We start from the raw sequence: 21,472 nt of genomic DNA on the forward strand, positions 1-21,472 counted from the left end.
AGTTTGAGCAGCGAGAGGAGATGACGATGGCTGACCCCCGTTTTATCCACCTGCGAGTCCACTCCGACTTCTCCATGGTCGATGGCCTGCAGAAGATCAATCCCATCGTCGGGGCGGCGGCGGCCAACAACATGCCGGCGCTGGCGCTGACCGATCAGATGAACATGTGCGGTCTGGTGCGCTTCTATGGCGCGGCCCACGGCAAGGGGATCAAGCCCATCGTCGGTGCCGACTTCTGGGTGCAGAGCGATGAGCTCGGCGACGAGCAGTTCCGTCTCACCCTGCTCGCCATGGATAACGACGGCTACCAGAACATCACCCTGCTTATTTCCCGCGGTTACCAGCGCGGCCACGTGCAAGGGCGGCCGGTTATCGACAAGAGCTGGCTCGCCGAACACGCCAAGGGGGTGATCGTCCTCTCCGGTGGCCGCGAGGGGGATGTGGGCAAGTTCCTGCTCAAGGGCAACCGGCAGATGACCGAGCAGTGTGTCGCCTTCTATCAGACCCACTTCCCCGATGCCTACTACCTCGAACTGCTGCGTACCGGTCGACCCGACGAAGAGGTCTATCTGCACATGGCGGTGGCCATCGCCACCGAGTTCGAGCTGCCGGTGGTCGCCACCAACGAGGTGGTGTTCCTCAACGCCGATGACTTCGACGCCCACGAGATCCGGGTTGCCATCCACGATGGCTATACCCTGATGGACAAACGCCGTCCCCGTCGCTACAGCCCCCAGCAGTACCTGCGCAGTCAGGAGGAGATGGCGGAGCTGTTTGCCGATATCCCCGAAGCGCTGGAAAACACGGTGGAGATCGCCAAACGCTGCAACGTGACGGTGCGTCTCGGCGAGTACTTCCTGCCCAACTTCCCGACCGGCGACATGACCACAGAAGATTTTCTGGTGGCCAAATCGAAAGAGGGTCTGGAGGAGCGTCTCGAGTTCCTGTTCCCGGATCCTGCTGTGCGGGCCGAGCGACGTCCCGAGTATGACGAGCGTCTCGATGTTGAGCTGAAAGTGATCAACCAGATGGGCTTCCCGGGTTACTTCCTCATCGTGATGGAGTTTATCCAGTGGTCCAAGGACAACGGCATTCCCGTTGGCCCGGGCCGGGGCTCGGGGGCGGGCTCTCTGGTGGCTTACGCCCTCAAGATCACCGACCTCGACCCGCTGGAATTTGACCTGCTGTTCGAACGTTTCCTGAACCCCGAGCGGGTATCCATGCCCGACTTCGACGTCGACTTCTGCATGGACCGACGCGACGAGGTGATCGAGCACGTCTCCGACATGTATGGCCGGGATGCGGTCTCCCAGATCATCACCTTCGGTAGCATGGCGGCCAAGGCGGTGGTGCGGGACGTGGGCCGGGTGCTGGGCCACGCTTACGGCTTTGTGGATCGTATCTCCAAGCTGATCCCGCCGGATCCGGGCATGACGCTTGCCAAGGCATTCGAGGCCGAGCCCAAGCTGCCCGAGCTCTACGAGCAGGATGAGGAGGTCAAGGACCTCATCGACATGGCCCGCCGCTTGGAAGGGGTAGTGCGCAACGCCGGTAAACACGCCGGTGGCGTGGTCATCGCACCCACCAAGATCACCGACTTTGCACCGCTCTACTGCGATGACGAAGGCCATCACCCGGTCACCCAGTTCGACAAGAACGATGTGGAATACGCCGGTCTGGTGAAGTTCGACTTCCTGGGTCTGCGAACGCTCACCATCATCGACTGGGCGCTCGGCATGATAAACCCGCGTCTTGCCAAAGAGGGCAAGCCGCCGGTGGATATCGCCGCCATCCCTATCGATGACAAGAAGTCGTTCGACCTGCTGCAACGCTACGAGACCACAGCGGTATTCCAGCTGGAATCCCGCGGCATGAAGGATCTCATCAAGCGGCTACGCCCCGACTGCTTCGAAGACATGATCGCACTGGTGGCCCTGTTCCGACCGGGCCCGCTCCAGTCAGGCATGGTGGATAACTTCATCGACCGCAAGCACGGTAATGAAGCGATCTCCTATCCGGACGAGAAGTGGCAGCACGAGAGCCTGAAACCGATTCTGGAACCGACCTACGGCATCATCCTCTATCAGGAGCAGGTGATGCAGATCGCCCAGACCCTGGCGGGTTATACGCTGGGTGGCGCGGACATGCTTCGCCGGGCGATGGGTAAGAAAAAGCCCGAGGAGATGGCCAAGCAGCGGGCCGGTTTCGAGGAGGGCGCCGTCAAGAATGGCATCGACGGCGAACTGGCGATGAAAATCTTCGATCTGGTGGAGAAGTTTGCGGGCTACGGCTTTAACAAATCCCACTCCGCCGCCTATGCGCTGGTCTCCTACCAGACCCTCTGGCTCAAGACCCACTTCCCGGCCGAGTTCATGGCGGCGGTCATGACCGCCGATATGGACAACACCGACAAAATCGTGACCCTGGTGGATGAGTGCCAGCGGATGGGGCTGACGGTGATCCCGCCGGATGTGAACACCGGCCGCTATCGCTTCTCGGTCAACGAAGATGGTCATATCGTCTACGGGATCGGGGCGGTGAAAGGGGTCGGTGAAGGCCCCATCGATGCGATCTTGAGCGCCCGGGATCAGGACGGCCCGTTCCGCGATCTGTTCGACTTCTGCAACCGGGTCGACATCAAGAAGCTCAACAAGCGGGTGATGGAGAAGCTCATCCTCTCCGGGGCCATGGACAGGCTCGGTCCTCACCGCGCCGCCCTGATGGCGACGCTGGAGGAGGCGATGCGGGCCGCCGAGCAGCACGCCAAGGCGCAGGCGGTGGGGCAGGTCGACATGTTCGGCGTGCTCACCGAAGAGATTGACGACGTCAAGAAGGCGTTTGCCAACGTGCCGCACTGGCCTGACAAGGTGTGGCTGGAAGGGGAGCGCGAGACCCTCGGACTCTATCTCACCGGCCACCCCATCAACCAGTACAGCAGCGAATTGCGTCGTTATACCTCGGGTCGCTTGTGTGATCTGCATCCTACCTCCCGCGATACTGTGACCACGGCGGCGGGGCTGGTGATCGCGGCTCGCAGCATGGTGACCAAGCGTGGCAACAAGATGGGGATCTTCACCCTGGACGACCGTTCCGGTCGCCTTGATGTGACCCTGTTCAGTGAAGCGCTGGAAAAATATGAAGAATTGATGCAAAAAGACCGCATTTTGGTGGTTTCTGGACAGGTCAGCTTTGATGACTTCTCCGGTGGCCTTAAAATGTCGGCTCGAGAATTACTGGATATCAACGATGCGAGGGAGCGTTTTGCCAGAGCAATCCGCATCTCCCTCGATGAACAGCGTATCGATGATCGCTTTTTTCCGCGTTTGTGCGAGATTTTGGAGCCCGCCCGTGCCGGAGTCTGTCCGGTTCAGGTAAACTATCGTCGCCCCGGTTCCCGGGTGCGATTGACGCTCGGTACCGAGTGGCGGGTGACGCCCACCGATCAACTGTTAGATGACTTGCGCGTCCTGCTTGGACGAGAGCGGGTCGAGTTGGTTTTTGATTAGAGGTTCTAAGGCCCTATGAGTCTTTTTCTGGATTTTGAACAGCCGATTGCCGAGTTGCAGGCGCAGATTGATGAACTCAAACATGTGAGTGAAGGCAATCACGCCGTGGATCTGAAAGACGAGATCCGCCGGCTGGAGAAGAAAAACGAAGAGCTGACCAAGAAGATCTTCGGTGATCTGGGTGCCTGGCAGGTATCCCAGATGGCGCGTCATCCCCAGCGCCCCTACACCTTTGACTATATCGAGCATATCTTCACCGATTTCGACGAATTGGCTGGCGATCGCGCCTATGCCGATGACAAGGCTATCGTCGGCGGCATCGCCCGTCTCGACGGCGAGCCGGTGATGGTGATTGGTCACCAGAAGGGTCGCGAGACCAAAGAGAAGATCAAGCGCAACTTCGGCATGCCGCGTCCGGAAGGATACCGCAAGGCCCTGCGTCTGATGGAGATGGCCGAGCGCTTCAAGATGCCGATCATCACCTTTATCGACACCCCGGGTGCTTACCCCGGCGTCGGTGCCGAAGAGCGTGGCCAGTCCGAAGCGATTGCCCGCAATCTGAAGGTGATGGCCGGTCTGACTGTGCCGGTCGTCTGCACCGTGATCGGTGAGGGTGGCTCCGGTGGTGCGCTGGCAATCGGCGTTGGTGACCGCGTCAACATGCTGCAGTACTCTACCTACTCCGTCATCTCGCCGGAAGGGTGTGCCTCCATCCTGTGGAAGAGTGCTGACAAAGCTTCTGTGGCTGCCGAAGCGATGGGGATCACTGCCCAGCGTCTGAAAGAGCTCAAGCTGATCGACCACGTGATCGACGAGCCCCTCGGCGGTGCCCACCGCGATGTGGAGAAGATGGCCAAAAACCTCAAGGCTCGCATCAAGCAGGATTTGGACGCTCTGCGTCCGCTCGATACCGAGCAACTGCTGGAGCAGCGTTACCAGCGTCTGCTGGGCTACGGCTACTGCTAAGCGCAGCCGTCACCCCCGAGTATTCAGGCCCCCGTCAGCGACGGGGGCTTTTTATTGCTGAAGACCTGTCTTGCGGTGATTGCCACAATGCGCCCTGAAACAGCGCAGGTCAGTCTTCTAGGGTGAGGGGCAGGGTTGGTATGCCACGCTGTTGGTGAGGGCTGTCAGTAGCCTGCAGCATCCTTTGGCATCGCTAGCGATGGCATGACAAGCCACGTGATTATCCGATTGCGGCATAAAAAAGCGCCCCGACTATGCGGAGCGCTTTTACAGGTGTCTGGTGGTATTACAGTTCAATCTCGTCTGTAAGACCTTCATAGGCGATATCGATGGATTGCAGCTCCTTCTGCAGGCGATGTTTGTCTTTCAACGCCTCGATTTCACGCCATTTACGTTTTTTTCCCGTTGTCCCGCGGCTACGCGAACCGAGTTCAACCACCTCGTCATAATCGAAGTTGAACATTTCCATGGCTCCCTCCTTGGTTTTTATCGTTTTCACCACCCGTATAACATAACGAATCTGAAATTAAAACGTTTTCGTGACGACTCTATGACAGCGCTAAAAAAGCCCATGAAAAAAACCGGGCCCCTTGGTAGGGGCCCGGTTTTGATCAGAAAAAAGAACTGATTACAGACGGCTTGCCAGCATGGTTTCCAGCTTGCCCTGGTCGATGGCGAACATGCGGATGCCTTCGCCCAGCTTCTCGTGAGCCATGGCATCCTGGTTCAGTTCCCAGCGGAATTCGGTTTCGGTCATCGGAGTCGGTTTGGCCTTGCGCTCACCGGTGTAGTCCAGTTTGCGTACCACGGCGCCTTCGGTCTTGCTCAGCTCTTCCAGCAGGGCCGGGCCAATGGTCAGGCGGTCGCAACCGGCCAGTTCCAGGATCTCGCCGGTGTTGCGGAAGCTGGCGCCCATCACGACAGTCGGGTAGTCGTGCTGCTTGTAGTAGTTGTAGATGGAGGTGACGGAGACCACGCCCGGATCTTCGCTGGCGGTGTAATCACGGCCATTTTTGGCCTTGTACCAGTCGAGGATACGACCCACGAATGGGGAGATCAGGAAGGCACCGGCTTCGGCACAGGCACGGGCCTGGGCGAAGGAGAACAGCAGGGTCAGGTTGCACTGGATACCCTCTTTCTCCAGAACCTCGGCGGCACGGATCCCTTCCCAGGTGGAGGCCAGCTTGATCAGAATGCGGTCGTTGCTGATACCCGCTTCGTTGTAAAGACGGATCAGCTTGCGGGCCTTGGCGATGCTGGCTTCGGTATCGAAGGAGAGACGGGCGTCCACTTCGGTAGAGATACGGCCCGGAACGATCTTCAGCACTTCCAGACCGATGTTGACGGCCAGCTTGTCGCCCGCGTCGATGATTTGCTGTGCCTTGTCCTGGCTCTGGGCTTTGGCCCAGTTGATGGCGTCTTCGATCAGCGGAGCGTACTCGGGGATCTCGGAGGCCTTCAGAACCAGAGAGGGGTTGGTGGTGGCATCGATGGGCTGATAGCGTTTGATGGCTTCGATATCACCGGTGTCGGCAACAACAGTGGTCAGGGCTTTCAGCTGGGTTAATTTATCGGCCATAGCGAATATCATCTCTTAATGAGGGAGTCATCCCTGGGTTGCGGGCTTGAGACGGTGGTTCTGAAATAAAATTACAGGATCTTGGTGCCTCAGGCTCAGAAAAGCGCGATGGGGGCGGCCCATCGTCATTGCCTGCCTAATTAATACTGATGTGCTGCATCCTGCAATAGGGGCGCTTGGTTGTTAAATATTCAGGCTGTTGAGTTATCCCGTTTTATGGCTTGAAACTATATGATTAGTAAGGTTTTTTACATTTCATTCCGACCTCACTCCGGTTTGCTTTCAGCTGAACTTTTTTAGCCAATATCCATATTTGTGTCGTCGATCACATAAATTATCTCGCTACGTACTTGAAATTTAATTACAGCGAAAACGTTTGGCGAAATGTCGCCGTTTGAAAGCCATTTATGCAAGCGTTTGCGTTTTCGGATAGCTCATCAGGGATATATCAAAATGGTTCTCTTATGGGGCTTAATGGTGGCCTGTCTGATTGAATTATTGAGTTTGTTGAAAGTTTGCGATTTAAATGGAGCTTTATGGGCTTTTACCGTTCGTTTTTTGTGTCTCGCGTGACCGGGATCACTATTCCGGGCTCTCCCGCTGTGCTAGATTCCGCCCCTTTAGTGAAACGCTAATTAAACGACAGACAGAAAACGGTCAGCGCAGACTGACCATGGATGTGAATAACAACGAGAGAATTATGGACACCTTGATTGCGATGCTAAACGACCTGATGTGGGGAGCCGTGCTCATCTACCTGCTCATCGGGGTCGGTATCTTTTTCACCTTCCGCCTGGGTTTTATCCAGATCCGTCACTTTGGCCACATGTTTTCCGTGCTGAAAAACAGCCGTAAATCGGACAACGCGGGCATCTCCTCCTTCCAGGCCCTCTGTACCAGCCTTGCCGCCCGTGTCGGCACCGGCAACCTGGCCGGCGTGGCTGTCGCCATCTATCTGGGTGGCCCCGGCGCCATCTTCTGGATGTGGTTGATTGCTTTTATCGGCATGGCGACCGCCTTCGTCGAAAGCACCCTGGCCCAGCTCTACAAGGTCAAGGATGAGGATGGCAACTACCGTGGTGGCCCGGCCTACTACATGGAGAAAGGCCTTGGCATGCGCTGGATGGGGGTGGTCTTCTCGCTCTGCCTGATCCTGGCATTTGGTCTGGTGTTCAACGCGGTGCAGGCCAACTCCATCAGTCTGGCGATGAAGGTGGCGTTTGGCATTCCTGACTGGGTCAGCGGTCTGGCGCTGGTTGCGCTCTCCGGCCTGATTATCTTCGGCGGCATTCGTGGCATTGCCCGTTTTGCCGAGCTGGTGGTGCCCTTTATGGCACTGGCATATATCCTGCTGGCGCTGGTGATCGTGGCGATGAACATCACCGAGTTGCCTCATGTCCTCATGCTGATCATCAAGTCCGCCTTCGGGATTGAGCAGGCAGGCTCGGGTGCGCTCGGTTATGCCATCTCCCAGGCGATGATCAACGGTATCAAACGCGGTCTCTTCTCCAACGAGGCGGGGATGGGCTCTGCGCCCAACGCTGCGGCGACTGCCACTCCCTATCCGCCGCACCCGGCCTCCCAGGGTTATGTGCAGATGCTGGGGGTCTTTATGGACACTATCGTCATCTGCAGCTGTACCGCCGCCATCATCCTGATGTCCGGTCAGTTTGAGCCGGGCTCCGGCGTGACCGGTGTCGAGCTGACCCAGCGGGCGCTCTCCTCCCAGATTGGCAGCGGTGGCAACATCTTTATCGCGGCAGCCATCTTCTTCTTCGCCTTCACCTCTATCGTGGCGAACTACTCCTATGCCGAGACCAATCTGGTGTTCCTCGAGCACAACCACAAGGGCGGCCTGATGCTGTTCCGGGTGTTCGTGCTGGGGATGGTGATGTTCGGCGCCGTGGGTGAGTTGCCGATTGTGTGGGCGATGGCGGATGTCTCCATGGGTCTGATGGCCATCGTCAACCTGGTGGCGATCCTGCTGCTCTCCAGCGTCGCCATCAAGCTGGCCAAGGATTACAACGACCAGCTCCGGCTGGGCAAGGTACCCACCTTTGATGCCAACAAATACCCCGAGATCCGCTCCCAGTTGGAAGAGGGGATCTGGGACAATCCGACCAAAAAGTAACAAGCGGTGAATCAAACATCTTGATTAAAACCTGAAGGGGGAGCCGGTGGCTCCCCCTTCTTTTATGAGCCGCTCTTCGGCGGCTGATCCCAGCGCCGAACGAGCTGTCTGACACGCCGTCGTAACTGGCGCCTGCAGCGCCCTTGTTGCCGTTCGCTGAGGGGGGCATAACGCCAGCGGCGATAGAGCCACGCACTCTTTAGCAGGGGATGGGCAAGGTCGGGACGCAGCCGCGCGAGCCGCTCGCACCATGTCCCCATGCTCTCGGCGGGCTGGGGTGGGTAGCCACTGCGTTTGCCCCGTTTGAGCAGGGGCTGCCAGATACGCCGCTCTGGCGGCAGGCGGGCGGGCAACAGCAGGGGCAGGCTCACCAGCAGAGCGACCAGCATCAGGCTGGCGAGGATCAACCAGGGAGTGTGCCCCGCCAGTGTGGGCCAGCGCAGGCCGATTTGCTGCCAGAGCTGACTCGCATCGTAACCAATCACCCAGCGACTCCACTGGTAGTCGATATTGTTGCCCCACCAGCGCAGCTGATTGAGCAGGGCCCAGTTGCGATAACGCTGCAAAGCGAGCGGGTCGGCAGCGGTAAACTCGTCGCTCAGCGCCTCCCTCACGCCACCTTCAATGCGCTCCGGTGCCACTGCCGCAGTGGGGTCGATTCGCCGCCATACTCCTCTTTCATCGAGATACTCCACCCAGGCATGAGCATCGAACTGGTGTACCGCCAGATAGTTGCCGGTGGGATTCCATTCGCCGCCGAGATAACCGGTGACCAGCCGTGCCGGAATACCGGCGGCGCGCAGTACGAAAGCGGTCGCCATGGCGTAGTGGCCGCAAAAGCCCTGCTTGGTATCGAACAGGAACTCATCCACCCCGTCACTGCCAAGCCGTGGCGGGGTCAGAGTGTAGTAATAGGATTGGCTGCGAAACTGTTCGAGCAGGGCGGCGACCAGCTCTGCGCGATCCGGGTGGCGTGCGGCCAGCCCTTGGCCGTGAGCTCGCGCTCTCGGGTTGCCTCCGGCTGGCAGTTGCAGGTTGCGCTGGGCGGCTTGGCTATCATCCTCGATCTGTGCTTCGCCGCGGCCAATGCGATAGCGGATCGCCACCTCGCCGCTCCCCTGCCGATAGAGGGTGTCGAGAGGGGTAAGCAGCACCGGGCCCGCCAGCAGGCGCGGTTCACTCAGGGCAAAGGCCCAGCGGTGGCGCTGGGGCTCGGCGATCACCTCGTAGCTCCCGGCGGGTAACGGACTATCTGCCAGTTGAGAGTTGGCCTGAGAAGAGGATGCCAGAAGGGTGAGCCCGGTTTGCACCGGCACTGTCCGTTGCCATGCTTTGACCTCGGGGCTCAGCAACCAGCGCTGACCATCGAAAACTTCTTGGCGCATCACCGGAAAATAGCGCTCGCGGACAGGGGGCGGGCCATCGGCAAAGGTGACCCGAAAGGCCAGTTCGGAGGAGTTGACCAGTTCGCTGATATCGCCGGGGGCCAGCTCTTCCGAGAGCCCCGACAGGGCACGGCTGGTGGTGGGCATCTGCCAGAGGGGCGGCAGCCTCGGCAGCAGCAGAAACAGAGTGATGAGCAGGGGAAGCGCCAGCAGCAGGGCACCGCCCGCGCTACGCCAAGGCCGTTTCTGCTCGGGAGCGATGGCGGCCACTAGCGCGGTTACTGCCAGCCAGAGCGCTACTGTCATTCCGGCCGTCCAGCCGATGCTCTGTCGCTGCACCAGCGCCAGCGCGATAAGAAAGAAGGCGAGCAGCAGCACCAGCTCGATATCCTGCTCGCGCCGTACCTCGATCATCTTGAGGCTATAGCCGAGCCAGAGCAGATTGATCAGGGCGGGCAGGGTGCCCAATGTGCGCCACTGCAACCCCAGCAACACCACGGTTGTGATGGCCAGCAGCGCCAACCCGCGGGCAGGCAGGGGCGGCCAGCCGCGCCACAGCATCATGGCCCGGACGCCGAGGGTAGCGGCGCTTACCGCCACCACCCAGAGCTGCAACTGGGGCCAGAGCGCCGCGACCAGCAGCAGCTGTTGCAGGGCGATGAGTGGCAGCAGGCGGCGGTTATCGAGCAGCATCGGGCGTGCTCTTCGGTGGTGTGGCATCGAACTGGGCCAGTGCCAGCAGGCAGCGCTGCACAAAGGCGGCACCGCTATCGGGCCCCAGCGTCTGGTTTGCCAGTGTCAGGGTAAAGGGGATGCCCCGCTTGCCGTAATCGGCGCACCACCAGGCCAGCACCGCCAGCCGCTGCTCCAGATCCCCACCCGCGACCCGCTGCAAGGTGAGGTGGCTGTCATCCTGCTGTGGTTCATGGAACTGCTTGGTCAGCAAGCCGCGCCCCTGGGCAAGTTGCTTCCAGGCGACTCGACTTAGGGGTTCACCGGCCTGATGTGTCCGCAGAGAGTCAAAGTCACCGAGAGTTGCTGGAGTGGGCTGGCCCTGAAGCCCTTCGCTTTGGGTCGCATGTGCCCCTCTTAGCACCCCGAATGCCGGTTTGGGGGAAAGCCAGCCCTCCAGTTGCAAGTCCAGCAGGGACCAGCAGCGAAACAGGCCGAGAGGGTAGCGGCTCTCGACCCGCAATCGACCAAGGTGCAGTGGCCCACGGCGCGAGCCCGATACCGGCAGGATAACGGTGCGGGGTACAGCGTCGACCTGTGCCAGCCAGAGGGTGCCTTCGTTGAGGCTAAAGTGAAGTGCCTGCACCGGGCGCGGGCTCTGCACCGAGATACGGATCGGCAGCTGGCTACCCGCTTTCCCCAGCACCAACGGGCTCCCCAGCAGCTCCAGCCCCAGCAGGTTGCGGTGGGTGAGCCACATGGCTGCCATAAACAGGCTGCCGAGGCAGTAGGCCACCAGCAGCACCAGATTGTTCTGGTAATTGGTGCCGAGCAGATAGATGGCGAGCAGCACCAGCAGATAGAGCAGTCCCATGCGGGTGGGGAGGATAAAGAGGCTGCGGGTACCCAGTGTGATCTGGCGGGCCGGGGGAATGCGGCGATCGAGCCAACGCTGCTGCCAGCGGGCTCGCCACTGTTGCCAACGGTTTAGCAATTTGCTCATCAGGGATTATCCGGATCGACCCTGGCCAGCAATCGCTGGCTCAGGGGACAGGCTTCGCCGTGCTGCACACCAAAGCTGCCCCGCAGCCGATGCTCGGCCACATAGGGGAAGACTGCCTGCACATCCTCCACCGTGACAAAGCGCCGTCCCGCAACCAGCGCCCAGGCCCGGCTCACCGCCAGCAATGTCTGGGCTGCACGGGGGGAGAGGGGCTGTGGCAGATCCCCATCAAAGCGGCTCTGGTGCACCAGCGCCAGCAGGTAGTCGAGGGTGGTATCCGAAACATGGATGGCATCCCCTTTGCTTTGCAAGGTGGCGAGTCCGGCAGCATCCAGCATGGCGGGCAGTGGGCCACTCGGCTGTTGGCCGCGCAGCAACTGGCGCTCCGCTTCTCGCGGCGGAAAACCCAGCGAGAGTCGCACGGCGAATCGGTCGAGTTGGGACTCCGGCAGTGGATAGGTGCCCGCCTGATCCGCCGGATTCTGGGTGGCGATGACGAAAAACGGATCGGGGAGGGGATGCGTATTCCCCTCAATGCTCACCTTGCCCTCGGCCATCGCCTCCAGCAGGGCGCTCTGCACCTTGGGGCTGGCGCGGTTGATCTCGTCCGCCAGCAGTACCTGGGTGAAGATGGGGCCGGGGTGAAAGCGAAATGTTTGCTGTTGGGGGTCGAAGATCTGCAGCCCCAGCAGGTCGGCGGGGAGCAGATCGGCGGTGAACTGCATCCGCCTGCATGCCAGCCCCAGCACCTGTGCCAGCGCGTGGGCCAGGGTGGTTTTGCCCATGCCGGGGAGATCCTCGATCAGCAGATGACCGCGCGCCAGCAGGGTCACCAGCGCGATTTTCAGTTGCAGCGGCTTGCCCAGAATGACTTGCTCCAGTGCTGCCAGCAGCCCGGCAATCTGCTCTTCTCTCTTCATCCCCTTCATACACATTCCCTGTATTGCGTCGCACCTACAGCTTATACGCCCGCAAGGGTGAAGGCGGATAACTAACGGGCGGTAAAAGTGCAGTGCAGGGATGGTTATGAGCGGGAGGTGATGCGGTTTATTGCTGAGTCTGCTCGATTCAATATGGCCGCTATGGCACGTAACTCAATACAATATTTCCTGATTGGAATGTACCGATCGCCATCTCTTCACTAGGTGAGGGCGCTGGGCGCCCATATAGTTGCCCCCATTACGACGCACTGTGTTGCTACCTTTGTCACCACCTTGGCCCCGCCACTGTTCGCCTGTCGTTGTGATCTGGCAGGCATCGGCACGCCAATCTGTTATGGAGCATCCATGCCTGTATTCCTGTTGTGCACTTTTCTGATGATCATCCTCTATCCGATCGGGATCGATCTCTATCTGGTCGCCGTGCCCAAGATTGCCGATGCCCTGCAGGCGAGCGAGGCGCAGATCCACACGGCCTTCTCCATTTATCTGTTTGGCATGGCGGCGACCGTGCTGCTGGGGGGAATGATTGCCGATCGCTACGGGCGGCGCTGGGTGGTGCTCGGGGGCGCGCTGATTTTTGTCCTCGCCTCGCTGGTGGCGGGTCATGCCGAAGGGATCACTCAGTTCTACCTCGGCCGTTTCTGGCAGGGGATCGGGGCCGGGGCGCTCTATATCATGACCTTTACCGTGCTGCGGGATGTGCTAAGTCAGGAGCGGCTGGCGATGGCGCTCTCGATGATCAACGGGGTCATCTGCGTGATCCCGGTGCTGGCGCCGGTGCTCGGTTACCTCATCCTGTCACATTTTGATTGGCGCGGGATCTTCGTGGCGATGGCGCTGGTGGCGGCCGTTAGCGGTCTGGTGAACTTGCTTCTGCTCAAGGAGACCCGCCCGGCGCGGCAACCGGGCAGTGGCGCGGCGCAGCCCTTTGCCCTGCTGCGCTCCCCGCGCTTTATGCTGCTCTCCCTGCTGACCAGTGCCAGCGTGACCTCTATTTTGGTCTATGTCAGCGTCTCACCGCTGATCCTGATGAAGGAGTTTGGTTTCACCACCGAGCAGTATTCTATCGTGATGATGGTGATGGCTGGCGTGAGCATGTCCACCTCCTTCCTGACGCCGCTGCTGTTGCGCTGGCTGGGCAAACAGAAGGTGCTGGCGGTGTCTCATCTCTCCTATCTGCTGGCGGTGTGCTCACTGCTCGGCAGCTGGCAGACGGGGGGCGATATCCATCTGTTGCTACCGGGGTTTGCGCTGGTCTGTGTCGGCTTCTCCTGTGGCTTCGGGGTGGCGATGGGGGAGGCGCTCGATGGTTGTCAGCACAACGTGGCCTTTGCCAGCGCCGTGCTCTGCATCATGCAGATCAGCCTCTCCGGCCTCTATATCTGGCTGCTGGGTCAACTTGGCTTTACTCCGTCCGAGATGCTGATCTGCGCCCTGCTGCTGGCATTGCTCAGTTACCTGGCTGTCAAAGGGCTGTTACCATGGCTCGCGCTTCGTGAAGCGCGGTCGCAGGGCTGATGGAAGATGAGAGGGGATATGCGCAATCTGGGTGAACTCGATTTGAACCTGCTGGTGGTGTTCAAGTACCTGATGCAGGAGCGCAGTGTGGCAGGGGCGGCCAAAAAGCTCTGTGTCACTCCGTCGGCGGTGAGCAAGTCTCTGGCCAAATTGCGGGAGTGGTTTGACGATCCCCTGTTTGTGCGGGTGCGGCAGGGGTTGCAGCCCACCAACCTCTCCCTGACCCTGGAGGAGGAGCTGAAGGTCTGGTTCCAGCTCACCGACAGCATCACCTCGCTCAATAGCGAGGCGATCCCCGACGGTGCCCGCTTCACGCTGGTGATGGAGTCCCCCTTCTACATCAGCTTCCTGAGCGATCTGCCCATGACCATCTACCAGAAGTACCCCAACTCGGTGGTCAGGATGCTGGGGTGGGATCACCACTCCCTCAACGATATCGTCAATGGCGATGCGGATCTCGGCTTTTGTGCCCGCGAGACCCATGGCCGTTCCCGGGCCAAGGTCAACCGCTTGCCCTACTACATCGATCACGAGGTGCTGTTCACCGATCGCCCGGTGGTTTTTCTGCGCAAGGATCACCCCTTGCTCCAGCAGAAGTGGTCGCTGGAGAACTTTCTGGCCTGCCCCCAGATCAGCATGGTGTGGGAAGCGAACGATACCTGGGCCCTCGACAGTCTGCTGGAGGACGAGGGGCTGAAGCGGGAGGTGCCCATCATGGTCTCAAGCTTCGAGCAGGCGCTGCATATTGCCTCCCAGTCGAGCCACGAGCTGATTGCGGTGGCCCCTTCCTACTGCGGGGGGTATGCGGCCAAGCACCATGCCAACCTCATAGCCATGCCCTTGCCACTGCCGGAGAAACTCTATCAGCAGTTGGAGATCGCATTTATCCTGCTCTGGCACAAGCGGCACAATCAGGATGCCAAGGTGATGTGGCTGCGCAACGAGATCCGGCGACTCTACAACGACGAATCGCCACGCTAATGTGGCCGTGACGGTGCCCATCGATCAGCCGGAGCCATCTGCTCCGGCTTTTTGTTGTCGTATCGCCCTGAGGAGTGGGCTTTGGCACGACTTAAGTGCCGAGTTCGGGTTCAAGCTGTGTGCCATTCAACTCTCTTTATGCACAGATTGACCTTGATTTCACGTCTCGAGTGAAGCTCTTTTCACGAAAAAAATTCATGTGGTTTCATTAGAAAACTTCACTGATGGTCACTTTTAAAGTGTGATCGACCATTAAGTTCCTGTATTTGCAGTGATATAGCATGACACCCCTTGGAATGGCGGGGTTAGATAGCGCCTGTGTAGTGTGATAGCCAGTAGAGCGCGGAGTGAGCCAACCCCACCCCACAGGTCGTCTGTGGCCATATCATGCCCCGGCTATCTGGCCACCAGCCATGAGTGACGGAGCAGAGGGGAATAAGCATCAAGGTTGATAAACCGGCTTGAGTAAAGGGATGCAGCAAAGGTAGAACCCGGAGCCGGTAACTGTACTGGGAGACGCCACTCACCATCCCCCGATAACCCGTAATTGAAACCGGCTAGATGAAAAACACCTTTCATCGAACGGGGCCCGTGCACCCGAAAATAGCCAGATTGGCAGGCTGACTGTGCTCCCCGTTATGGCAATGGCGGGCAAAAAAATAGTGCGGTAGCCACCACCAGATTAATAAAAATAAATCTCAGCAAAGGCAGGTTGATATGCGTCCAGCAACAGCACCGACCGGGTTGTTACAACAGCCCAAACCCTTCTTTATGATATTTTTCGTCGAACTCTGGGAGCGCTTCGGTTATTACGGCGTGCAGGGGATCCTGGCGGTCTTCTTTGTACAGCAACTGGGATTTTCCCAAGAGCAATCCTTTATTACTTTCGGTGCCTTCTCGGCGCTGGTATATGGTCTGATCTCGGTCGGTGGCTATGTCGGTGACCATGTACTCGGCACCAAGCGCACCATGGTGCTGGGGGCCGTGGTGCTGGTGATAGGCTACTTTATGACCGGCCTCTCTATCTACAATCCCGACCTGATTTTCTATGCGTTGGGCACCATTGCAGTTGGTAACTGCCTGTTCAAGGCCAATCCGGCCAGCCTGCTGTCAAAATGCTACCAGCCAAAAGATCCGCGGCTGGATGGGGCGTTTACCCTGTTCTATATGTCGATCAATATCGGCTCCCTTATTTCCCTCTCACTCGCTCCGGTGATTGCCGATCACTACGGCTATACAGTGACCTATAACCTGTGCGGGGTGGGGCTGGTGATTGCGTTGCTCACCTTCTTTGCCTGCCGCAATATGGTCAAGGATATTGGCTCCGAGCCGGATCACCTGCCGCTCGATTACAGCAAGCTGCTGCTGGTTATATTGGGTTCGGTAGCCATGGTCTTCTTCTGCGCTTGGCTGATGCACCACGTGGTGATCGCCAACATGGTGCTGATGACGGTAACCATCGCCGTGGTGATCTTCTTTTTTCGCGAGGCGTTCAGGCTCGATACCGTGGGCCGCAACAAGATGTATGTGGCCTTCGTGCTGATGCTGGAGGCGGTGCTCTTCTATGTGCTGTACGCCCAGATGCCGACGTCTCTGAACTTCTTTGCCATCAACAACATGCACCACGAAATGCTGGGCATGAGCGTCAACCCCATCAGCTTCCAGGCGCTCAACCCCTTCTGGGTGGTGCTGGGCAGCCCGGTACTCGCGATGATCTATACCCGGATGGGCAGCAAGGGGCGGGATCTCACTATGCCGCTCAAGTTCACCCTCGGAATGTTCTTCTGCTCGCTGGGCTTTCTGACGGCGGCGGCATCCGGCTGGTGGTTTGCCGATGAGCAGGGGCTTACCTCCCCCTGGTTTATGGTGCTTATCTACCTGTTCCAGAGTCTGGGCGAGCTGATGATCAGTGCGCTGGGACTGGCGATGGTCGCCGCGCTGGTGCCACAACGCCTGATGGGCTTCATTCTCGGAATGTGGTTCCTGACTCAGGCGATGGCGTCCCTGCTGGGAGGCTATGTGGCGACCTTTACCGCCGTGCCGCAAGGGATGACGGATCCGCTGCAAACTTTGCCCATTTACACCGGCGTATTTGGCAAGATCGGGATGGCGACCCTGCTGATTGCGGTGGTGATGGGGCTGATGGTGCCCTGGCTCAACCGGATGATGAATGCGACGCCGACAGAGGCCGAAGGGCTGGTAGCGGGACAATCACAGGCGTAATGAGGGGATTGTGCGAGACTAGGCAAGGGCGGCGACCCTTGCCTTGCTGTTGATGGCTTAGTTGTACTGCTCTTCCATCCAGGCTTCGACGATCAACTGCGCCGATACCCCGTCCACACTGCCTTTCTCCAGCGCGCGATAGCCGCCTCGCTCAAACAGCCGGGCGCGGGCATCTGTGGTGGTGAGTCGCTCATCCTTGAACTCCACCGGCTTGCCGAAACGGCCATGCAGCCGGTTGCCGAATTTGCGGGCCCGTACCGTGATCTCCTGATCGGTGCCATCCATGTTCAGCGGCAGACCGACCACCAGCAGGTCCGGTTGCCACTCCTTGAGCAGCTTCTCAATCTCGTCCCAGTTGGGGATGCCGTCGTTGGCCTTGAGGGCGCGCAGAGGCTGGGCTGTGCCAGTCAGCTCCTGACCGATGGCGACGCCAATGCTCTTGGTGCCATAGTCAAAGCCCATGATGCTGCGTGATGACATAACTGATAAATCCTCGAAATAGAGAGCGGAGCGGGCCAGCCGATCAGCTGTGGCCGATATCGCTGGAGAGGTGAACCGGGTTCACCCCTATGCTGGCGGCGGCTTGCTGCCAACGTTTGTGAATGGGGGTCTTGAACACCAGAGCCGGATTGGGGGGGATCACCAGCCAGGCGCCGTCCACCAGCTCCTGCTCCAGCTGACCGGCGCTCCAGCCAGCATAGCCAAGGGCCACCAGCCAATGGGCAGGGGCTTCGCTCGTACCCAGGGTTTCCAGAATATCCTTGGAGGTGGTCACCATCATCTCATCCCCCACCTGCAGGGTGGAGTTGAAACCGGGGCGGAAGCTGTGCAGCACGAAGCCGCGATCGGCGTGAACCGGCCCCCCTTGCAGTACCGGTTGCTTGAGCTCCGGGTTGTTGGGCGGGTTGAGCTGGAGCTGGGTCAGCATGGTTTCCAGCGACATCTCGACCGGAATGTTGACGACCAAGCCCATGGCGCCCTCTTCGTTGTGCTCGCACAGATAGACCAGCGAACGCTCGAAGTAGGGATCCGTCAGGCTTGGCATGGCAAGCAGGAAGTGATTTTGCAGTGTTTGCATAGAGGCCAAATAGTGCAAAGGTATTTGAGGTCAATTATGGCAGTTGATCCCCATGGGAAAAACCGCTTTTTGGGCTGGGCGAGATCCCGCCCCTTTCCGGATTGTCTTGAAACAGAGAGGGTGGCGCCGGGCCACCCTCTCTTTTTCCGGGCTTGTCGGGGGCGGTTACCCCTGAACAGGCCGGTTAGCCTGCCTGGCGATTATTTGCCCAGTCGACGCTCGATGGCATCCATCAGCATGCCTGTGATGTGTACATCGAACGCTGCTTCAATCTCGCGAATGCAGGTCGGGCTGGTGACGTTAATCTCGGTCAGGCGATCGCCGATGATGTCGAGGCCGACGAAGATGAGGCCTTTCTCTTTCAACGTCGGGCCCACCGCACGGGCGATGGCCCAGTCCGATTCGCTCAGGGGGCGTGCTTCACCACGGCCACCGGCCGCCAGATTGCCGCGGGTCTCCCCCTGCGCCGGAATGCGGGCCAGGCAGTAGGGAACCGGTTCACCGTCCACCACCAACACCCGCTTGTCGCCATCCTTGATGGCGGGCAGATAGGTCTGCGCCATGCAGTACTGGCTGCCGTGGGCGGTCAGGGTCTCGATAATCACGCCGACGTTGGCGTCATCTTCCTTCATGCGGAAGATGGAGGCACCGCCCATGCCGTCCAAGGGCTTCAAGATCACGTCTTTGTGCTTGGCGTGGAAGGCGCGCAGCTTGTCGGCGCGGCGGGTCACCAGCGTGGTCGGGGTGTGCTCGGCAAACCAGGCGGTGTAGAGCTTCTCGTTGGCGTCACGCAGGCTCTGCGGCTTGTTGACGATGAGGCAACCCTCATCCTCGGCCCGCTCCAGCATGTAGGTGGCGTAGATAAATTCGGTGTCGAACGGCGGATCCTTGCGCATCAGGATCACATCGAGGTTGGAGAGGGGCTGGTCCACCACCTCGCCCAGGGTGTACCAGTCGGCATAGTCATATTTGACGGTGAGCGGGCGCATGGTGCCAAAGGCGCGACCGGCTTCCATGTAGAGATCCTTCATCTCCAGATAGAAGAGCTCATAGCCGCGCTTTTGCGCCTCTTCGAGCATGGCAAAGCTGGAATCTTTCTTGATGTTGATGGCCGAGATGGGGTCCATCACGATGCCGAGTTTAATGGTCATCCGCTGTTCCTTTTTAATGGCTCGATAGGGTTGTAGGGTCGATTAGCGCAGCGTAATCGGCCGCTTGCGGCGGCGTCGATGCAGCCATGAGGCTGATTGATGCGGCCGATAGTATCAAGCGAGATCGCCAAAGCGGCACTGCAGCGCAGTGATCGCAGTCAGGGCGGCGGTTTCGGTGCGCAGCACCCGCGGCCCCAGCAGCATCTCTTTGAAATCTTCCTGCACGGTACGGGCGATCTCGTCGCTCGACAATCCCCCTTCCGGGCCAATCAGCAGGCGCACGCCATGCTCGGGAACGGGCAGGGTGTTGATGCTGTACTCGGCGCGCGGGTGCAGGTTGAGCTTGAGCTCCTTGGTCTCTTCCGCCAGCCAGGCGTCCAGCTCCATCGGCATGCGCACCTCTGGCACCACGTTGCGGCCGCACTGTTCGCAGGCGCTGATCACCACCTTCTGCCACTGTTCGCGCTTCTTCTCCAAGCGGTCTGCCGGCAGCTTGACGCCGCAGCGCTCGGAGAAGAGCGGGGTGATGCAGGTGACGCCCAGCTCCACCGATTTCTGGATGGTGAAGTCCATCTTGTCGCCACGGCTGATCACCTGACCGAGGTGGATGGCCAGCGGTGACTCCACTGATTGGACGTCGCAGCGGTCGATGGTCACTTCCACCGACTTCTTGCCGACGTTGGCGATGGTGGCGGGGTATTGATTGCCATCGCCATTGAACAGCTCGAGCTGCTGGCCCGGCTGCATGCGCAGTACCCGGCCGATATGGTTGGCGCCGTCTTCCGACAGGGCGATGGTCTGGCCAACTTGCAGGGTGGCCGGTTCATAGATACGTGGAATGCGCATGGCTGCTTGTCAGTCTCTTGCTTGGAAACCCTTCATATCCTGCGCCGAGCAAGGCTCACGCGGCAGTGGGGAAGGGCTTCATGATAGGAGGGGCGATCCCCCTCCCTGGTCAAATGGGGTTATTGGCACTGCTTTTCAATAAAGGGATTGGTATTGCCCTGCAGCGTGCCGATGCGGCGATTGCGCTCGCACTCCCAGCCTTCTGCCGGGTACTGCCTGTCCCAGGCTTCAAACAGTTTACGCTGTTGCGCTGCCAGACGCAGCCCATACTGCTGGCTCATGTAGAGGTAGGCGCGGGCAATCTGGCCCCGTACCGGCCCCTTGGGCGGCTGCACCCGACGATCCTTGAAATCCACCAGCATCTGGCACTGGCCGTACTGATCCGGCTTGCCGTTCCAGTCGGAGAAGCGGTAGTTGGCCCGATCGCCATTCACCTCGCCGATGGAGGGGAAGAGGTTGTGCATGTCCCCCTCCATCTTGTTGAACTCGGGGCTCACCTTCTCGCAGTTCTTGCGCCCGCCATCCTGCCAGCACTGCAGCTGGTGGCCGAACTCCCAGGCCGGGACCACGTGTTCCCACTCGATGCGGGCGGCGCGCTTGGTCTGCTTGCGCGGCTCATAGCCGCAGCTGGCGAGATCCGGGCTCATTTTCTTGCCCTGATAGTCGATGTCACAGCCGCAGTAGAAGGTGGTGACCGCAGGCTGGCTGCGATAGAGCTTCACCAGATCCTGCTTGGCTTCACGAAAGGTCTGGGCGTGCAGGGGTGCGCTGAGCAGCGGCAAACCGGCCAGCAGGGTCAGGGCGAGGGAGGAGATGAAACGCATGGGATTCCTTGCAAACGGGATGATTGACGAACGATGGCGGGCACCCTACCACAGGGGCGCGACACAAGCTGGCTTACTGCTCTGGCTCCGGCCGTTCCCGCTCCAGCGGCTGCTTGCAGCGGCGGCAGTGATAGCGGGCCTCGCCACGCACCACCTTGTTGTGGCGGCGAATAGAGAGCTGATGCTGCTGGCAGAGGCAGCGATAGGGCACGGTACGCTGCGCCAATACCGCCAGATCGAAGCTGTGGGTGGTTCTGGGCTCAAGGCCGAACACCTCCCGCATCACCGACTGCCACTGGCGGCCGTGGGGCAAGACCCGGTTTTTGCCGCGCCCTTCACCCCACAGGGCGTGAACCAGAAGATGGGCCACCTCGTGGGGCACCACCTCATCCAGAAACGCCTGCTGGTTAGCCTGATAGAGGGCGGGATTGAAGCGCAGCTCCCAGGTTTGCAGCCGCGCCGATCCCGCCGCCCGGCCCCGCATATTGCAGTAGATCCGCGGGCGGGGGAAGGTGCGGCCAAGGCGCGCCTCGGCCTGCACAAAGCAGGCTTCTACGCGTTGTTGCAGCAGGGCGACAAGCTGGGCAGGGGTGGCAGACATCAACATCTCGTCAGATAGCGGATAAGCAAAAGGGGAGCCAGGCTCCCCTTTTATCACAACAGCGAGC

At 59.7% G+C, this 21,472-nt stretch carries 17 protein-coding genes; 6 read left to right on the forward strand and 11 right to left on the reverse strand.

Features of this window, described 5'->3' with window-relative positions; all coding sequences use genetic code 11:
* Window positions 1-26: 26 nt before the first annotated feature.
* The gene (gene dnaE, locus I6L46_RS01475) at window positions 27-3,506 is read left to right on the forward strand and encodes a DNA polymerase III subunit alpha (protein ID WP_216977202.1); all 3,480 of its coding nucleotides are present in this window, start codon (window positions 27-29) and stop codon (window positions 3,504-3,506) included.
* A gap of 15 nt (window positions 3,507-3,521) precedes the next feature.
* Entirely contained in the window at window positions 3,522-4,472 is a 951-nt protein-coding gene (gene accA, locus I6L46_RS01480) for an acetyl-CoA carboxylase carboxyl transferase subunit alpha (RefSeq protein ID WP_005338549.1), read from the forward strand.
* Window positions 4,473-4,758: 286 nt separating this feature from the next.
* Here accA and I6L46_RS01485 read toward each other — a convergent pair whose 3' ends face one another.
* On the reverse strand, window positions 4,759-4,941 hold the full coding sequence (locus I6L46_RS01485; protein WP_005338547.1) for a DUF3545 family protein: 183 nt from the start codon (window positions 4,939-4,941) through the stop codon (window positions 4,759-4,761).
* Between the two features lie 159 nt (window positions 4,942-5,100).
* Entirely contained in the window at window positions 5,101-6,051 is a 951-nt protein-coding gene (gene tal, locus I6L46_RS01490; protein WP_147746084.1) for a transaldolase, read from the reverse strand.
* A gap of 700 nt (window positions 6,052-6,751) precedes the next feature.
* Here tal and I6L46_RS01495 point away from each other — a divergent pair.
* On the forward strand, window positions 6,752-8,182 hold the full coding sequence (locus I6L46_RS01495; RefSeq protein WP_128815675.1) for a sodium:alanine symporter family protein: 1,431 nt from the start codon (window positions 6,752-6,754) through the stop codon (window positions 8,180-8,182).
* A 62-nt stretch (window positions 8,183-8,244) separates the two neighbouring features.
* On the opposite strand, the gene I6L46_RS01500 is transcribed toward I6L46_RS01495, so the two are convergent.
* The 3 genes from I6L46_RS01500 to I6L46_RS01510 are packed head-to-tail and all read right to left on the reverse strand — an operon-like array spanning window position 8,245 to window position 12,162.
* On the reverse strand, window positions 8,245-10,260 hold the full coding sequence (locus tag I6L46_RS01500; RefSeq protein ID WP_216977203.1) for a DUF3488 and transglutaminase-like domain-containing protein: 2,016 nt from the start codon (window positions 10,258-10,260) through the stop codon (window positions 8,245-8,247).
* Entirely contained in the window at window positions 10,247-11,242 is a 996-nt protein-coding gene (locus I6L46_RS01505; protein WP_216977204.1) for a DUF58 domain-containing protein, read from the reverse strand. The genes I6L46_RS01500 and I6L46_RS01505 overlap by 14 nt, the downstream gene beginning before the upstream one ends.
* On the reverse strand, window positions 11,242-12,162 hold the full coding sequence (locus tag I6L46_RS01510) for a MoxR family ATPase (RefSeq protein ID WP_216977996.1): 921 nt from the start codon (window positions 12,160-12,162) through the stop codon (window positions 11,242-11,244). Before I6L46_RS01510 ends, I6L46_RS01505 begins: the two co-directional genes overlap by 1 nt.
* Window positions 12,163-12,528: 366 nt before the next feature.
* On the opposite strand from I6L46_RS01510, the gene I6L46_RS01515 reads away from it, so the two are divergent.
* The 3 genes from I6L46_RS01515 (at window position 12,529) to dtpB (ending at window position 16,905) form a co-directional block, all read left to right on the forward strand.
* The gene (locus tag I6L46_RS01515; protein WP_216977205.1) at window positions 12,529-13,701 is read left to right on the forward strand and encodes an MFS transporter; all 1,173 of its coding nucleotides are present in this window, start codon (window positions 12,529-12,531) and stop codon (window positions 13,699-13,701) included.
* Between the two features lie 18 nt (window positions 13,702-13,719).
* On the forward strand, window positions 13,720-14,682 hold the full coding sequence (yidZ, locus tag I6L46_RS01520; protein WP_216977206.1) for an HTH-type transcriptional regulator YidZ: 963 nt from the start codon (window positions 13,720-13,722) through the stop codon (window positions 14,680-14,682).
* A gap of 717 nt (window positions 14,683-15,399) precedes the next feature.
* Window positions 15,400-16,905 (forward strand): dipeptide/tripeptide permease DtpB, encoded by a 1,506-nt coding sequence (gene dtpB, locus I6L46_RS01525; RefSeq protein WP_216977207.1) that lies wholly within the window; start codon window positions 15,400-15,402, stop codon window positions 16,903-16,905.
* Between the two features lie 57 nt (window positions 16,906-16,962).
* Here dtpB and ruvX read toward each other — a convergent pair whose 3' ends face one another.
* From ruvX to I6L46_RS01555, 6 genes are all read right to left on the reverse strand, one after another.
* A complete protein-coding gene (ruvX, locus tag I6L46_RS01530) occupies window positions 16,963-17,385 on the reverse strand; it encodes a Holliday junction resolvase RuvX (RefSeq protein WP_005343821.1) in 423 nt (140 codons plus the stop codon).
* 43 nt (window positions 17,386-17,428) lie between these two features.
* A complete protein-coding gene (locus I6L46_RS01535; protein WP_005349793.1) occupies window positions 17,429-17,983 on the reverse strand; it encodes a YqgE/AlgH family protein in 555 nt (184 codons plus the stop codon).
* Window positions 17,984-18,183: 200 nt separating this feature from the next.
* Window positions 18,184-19,134: a glutathione synthase gene (gene gshB / locus I6L46_RS01540; protein ID WP_047435649.1), complete on the reverse strand. Its 951-nt coding sequence runs from the start codon at window positions 19,132-19,134 to the stop codon at window positions 18,184-18,186.
* A gap of 114 nt (window positions 19,135-19,248) precedes the next feature.
* Window positions 19,249-19,980, reverse strand: coding sequence for a 16S rRNA (uracil(1498)-N(3))-methyltransferase (gene rsmE, locus I6L46_RS01545; RefSeq protein WP_216977208.1), 732 nt, complete (start codon window positions 19,978-19,980; stop codon window positions 19,249-19,251).
* A 119-nt stretch (window positions 19,981-20,099) separates the two neighbouring features.
* Window positions 20,100-20,804 (reverse strand): endonuclease, encoded by a 705-nt coding sequence (locus I6L46_RS01550; protein WP_216977209.1) that lies wholly within the window; start codon window positions 20,802-20,804, stop codon window positions 20,100-20,102.
* 73 nt (window positions 20,805-20,877) lie between these two features.
* Window positions 20,878-21,405 (reverse strand): SprT family zinc-dependent metalloprotease, encoded by a 528-nt coding sequence (locus tag I6L46_RS01555; RefSeq protein ID WP_216977210.1) that lies wholly within the window; start codon window positions 21,403-21,405, stop codon window positions 20,878-20,880.
* Window positions 21,406-21,472 lie beyond the last annotated feature (67 nt).

The sequence above is a fragment of the Aeromonas sp. FDAARGOS 1416 genome (assembly GCF_019048085.1).
Classification (GTDB): domain Bacteria; phylum Pseudomonadota; class Gammaproteobacteria; order Enterobacterales; family Aeromonadaceae; genus Aeromonas; species Aeromonas veronii.

What these genes read in the sequence shown, in the direction of transcription:
- gshB (WP_047435649.1), bottom strand. Translation starts at nt 19,134, where the DNA reads ATGACCATTAAACTCGGCATCGTGATGGACCCCATCTCGGCCATCAAC.
- dtpB (WP_216977207.1), top strand. Translation starts at nt 15,400, where the DNA reads ATGCGTCCAGCAACAGCACCGACCGGGTTGTTACAACAGCCCAAACCC.
- yidZ (WP_216977206.1), top strand. Translation starts at nt 13,720, where the DNA reads ATGCGCAATCTGGGTGAACTCGATTTGAACCTGCTGGTGGTGTTCAAG.
- I6L46_RS01495 (WP_128815675.1), top strand. Translation starts at nt 6,752, where the DNA reads ATGGACACCTTGATTGCGATGCTAAACGACCTGATGTGGGGAGCCGTG.
- I6L46_RS01515 (WP_216977205.1), top strand. Translation starts at nt 12,529, where the DNA reads ATGCCTGTATTCCTGTTGTGCACTTTTCTGATGATCATCCTCTATCCG.
- accA (WP_005338549.1), top strand. Translation starts at nt 3,522, where the DNA reads ATGAGTCTTTTTCTGGATTTTGAACAGCCGATTGCCGAGTTGCAGGCG.
- I6L46_RS01555 (WP_216977210.1), bottom strand. Translation starts at nt 21,405, where the DNA reads ATGTCTGCCACCCCTGCCCAGCTTGTCGCCCTGCTGCAACAACGCGTA.
- I6L46_RS01535 (WP_005349793.1), bottom strand. Translation starts at nt 17,983, where the DNA reads ATGCAAACACTGCAAAATCACTTCCTGCTTGCCATGCCAAGCCTGACG.
- ruvX (WP_005343821.1), bottom strand. Translation starts at nt 17,385, where the DNA reads ATGTCATCACGCAGCATCATGGGCTTTGACTATGGCACCAAGAGCATT.
- dnaE (WP_216977202.1), top strand. Translation starts at nt 27, where the DNA reads ATGGCTGACCCCCGTTTTATCCACCTGCGAGTCCACTCCGACTTCTCC.
- I6L46_RS01500 (WP_216977203.1), bottom strand. Translation starts at nt 10,260, where the DNA reads ATGCTGCTCGATAACCGCCGCCTGCTGCCACTCATCGCCCTGCAACAG.
- I6L46_RS01505 (WP_216977204.1), bottom strand. Translation starts at nt 11,242, where the DNA reads ATGAGCAAATTGCTAAACCGTTGGCAACAGTGGCGAGCCCGCTGGCAG.
- I6L46_RS01550 (WP_216977209.1), bottom strand. Translation starts at nt 20,804, where the DNA reads ATGCGTTTCATCTCCTCCCTCGCCCTGACCCTGCTGGCCGGTTTGCCG.
- I6L46_RS01485 (WP_005338547.1), bottom strand. Translation starts at nt 4,941, where the DNA reads ATGGAAATGTTCAACTTCGATTATGACGAGGTGGTTGAACTCGGTTCG.
- I6L46_RS01510 (WP_216977996.1), bottom strand. Translation starts at nt 12,162, where the DNA reads ATGAAGAGAGAAGAGCAGATTGCCGGGCTGCTGGCAGCACTGGAGCAA.
- tal (WP_147746084.1), bottom strand. Translation starts at nt 6,051, where the DNA reads ATGGCCGATAAATTAACCCAGCTGAAAGCCCTGACCACTGTTGTTGCC.
- rsmE (WP_216977208.1), bottom strand. Translation starts at nt 19,980, where the DNA reads ATGCGCATTCCACGTATCTATGAACCGGCCACCCTGCAAGTTGGCCAG.